Here is a 1,537-nt window from a genome sequence, read left to right as displayed (position 1 = left end):
CACGCTAGGTGACTACCTATCCAAATGCCGCGATTGCAAGCACAACGGCGGCGACGAGGATCGGACCTGCATCGGAGAAAAAGGGAATCATGTGGCTGACCTACGCACTGCCCGATGATCACGAACCTAGAAATATCGCCACGGACAAGCACGCGCAATCTGTGCGCTAGGAACTTTGTTCAATCTCATGATCGTTCTAACATTTGCACTGACGCAGACAGGACAGAAGAACCAAGACTCACTTGCGATTACCCTCGGACCCGGACTGGGATTGTAACCGCACATCGTTCGATGACATTGAAAACCGTCACAAGCATCATAACCCATGAATGCAATTTCAGGGGCGGGATAACCTGAACAATACACTTTCGTTCCGGTCCAGCATTTGCCACCGTTCCCTTTTGAATCACTCTTCACGTATGTCATTCCCAGATCAGTGCAGTCTGCTGGCGACCCATAGCAAAATGGGGCTGTCCCGATCCACATCCCTGACTCCGCAAATGCATCTCTGCTTACCAAGATAGCGGTTAGTGCGAAGACTATCCTGAATAGGATCATAGAAGCCTCCCTACCTGTAACAGATGTGGAGGGGGCACCAGGTGGATACCCTGAGACCCACCGCAGAAGATATTTGAGCAACCAGAGACGCCTGTAAAGAAAAGATCCGCATGTCGCACGACTTACCAGTGGTCAGTCGCACTGCGCGTCGCAAGGCCCAGTGATGACATCAGCGCCCGCAGACTTTCCGTGATCCAGATCAAGGGATTGGCCTACCCCTTGGGGGCCATATACGCCTAGGCAGGCTGGACATGGCTATGATGGCGCAGCGGACAGTTGTGGTCGTGATCGACGACGATGCGAGCCTTCTGAAGAGCGTGGCGCGGCTGTTGGCGTGCCACGGCATTGAGAGCCGGACGTTCGCCTCGGCCGAGGCGTTGCTTGAGAGCGACAGCGTGCAGACGGCAACCTGCTTGCTGCTTGACATTCACCTCGGGGGAATTTCGGGGATCGCGCTGCAGCGCCGGCTTGCGGCATCGGGATCGAAGTGGCCGGTCATCTTCATGACCGCGAGCGACGACGAGGCCACGCGCAATGAGGCGATGGACGCCGGATGCATCGCCTATTTACGCAAGCCGTTCGCACAGGATGACTTGCTGAATGCCCTATCGAAAGCTCAGGCTTAGCAGGCGCAGCCAGAACAAGAACGTTCGGGGGCGCTACGTCGGTTTGGGGTCCAGAGGGGCGGTCCAACCTTGCGCTCTGCCGGGTCCGGTCTAACCCTGACACCCGACTTATCCACGGGCGGCGGGATGATATGATTATCTGCGGCTAAACGTCCGGTGCGCAACGGAGTGTTCGATGGCGAAGGAGATCAAACAACTGCGGAAGCAAGCTGAAAAGGCCGCGCGCGCTGCAAAGGCAGTCGCAGATGCTGAGGTATCTCAGGAACTACAAGCCTTAGCACGCGCCTTCAAAAGCCAAGCCGACGTTCTGAAGTCAAAAAGGCGAGCAGGCAAGAAGAGACGGTGAACTTGAT

2 protein-coding genes are annotated in these 1,537 nt (G+C 56.1%); both read left to right on the top strand.

Annotated features, from left to right (window positions below; genetic code table 11):
* The first annotated feature begins 815 nt into the window (after positions 1-815).
* On the top strand, positions 816-1,184 hold the full coding sequence (locus tag AC0L3K_RS40560) for a response regulator transcription factor (protein ID WP_035994456.1): 369 nt from the start codon (positions 816-818) through the stop codon (positions 1,182-1,184).
* 175 nt (positions 1,185-1,359) lie between these two features.
* Entirely contained in the window at positions 1,360-1,530 is a 171-nt protein-coding gene (locus tag AC0L3K_RS40555) for a hypothetical protein (protein ID WP_198288278.1), read from the top strand.
* Positions 1,531-1,537: the final 7 nt, after the last annotated feature.

The organism is Bradyrhizobium sp. MI1.10 (assembly GCF_055811035.1).
The sequence above is the reverse complement of the archived record's forward strand: the minus strand, read 5'-3'. Positions and strand labels throughout refer to the sequence as shown.

Coding starts and splice junctions, on each gene's coding strand:
- AC0L3K_RS40560 (WP_035994456.1), top strand. CDS start 816: ATGATGGCGCAGCGGACAGTTGTGGTCGTGATCGACGACGATGCGAGC.
- AC0L3K_RS40555 (WP_198288278.1), top strand. CDS start 1,360: ATGGCGAAGGAGATCAAACAACTGCGGAAGCAAGCTGAAAAGGCCGCG.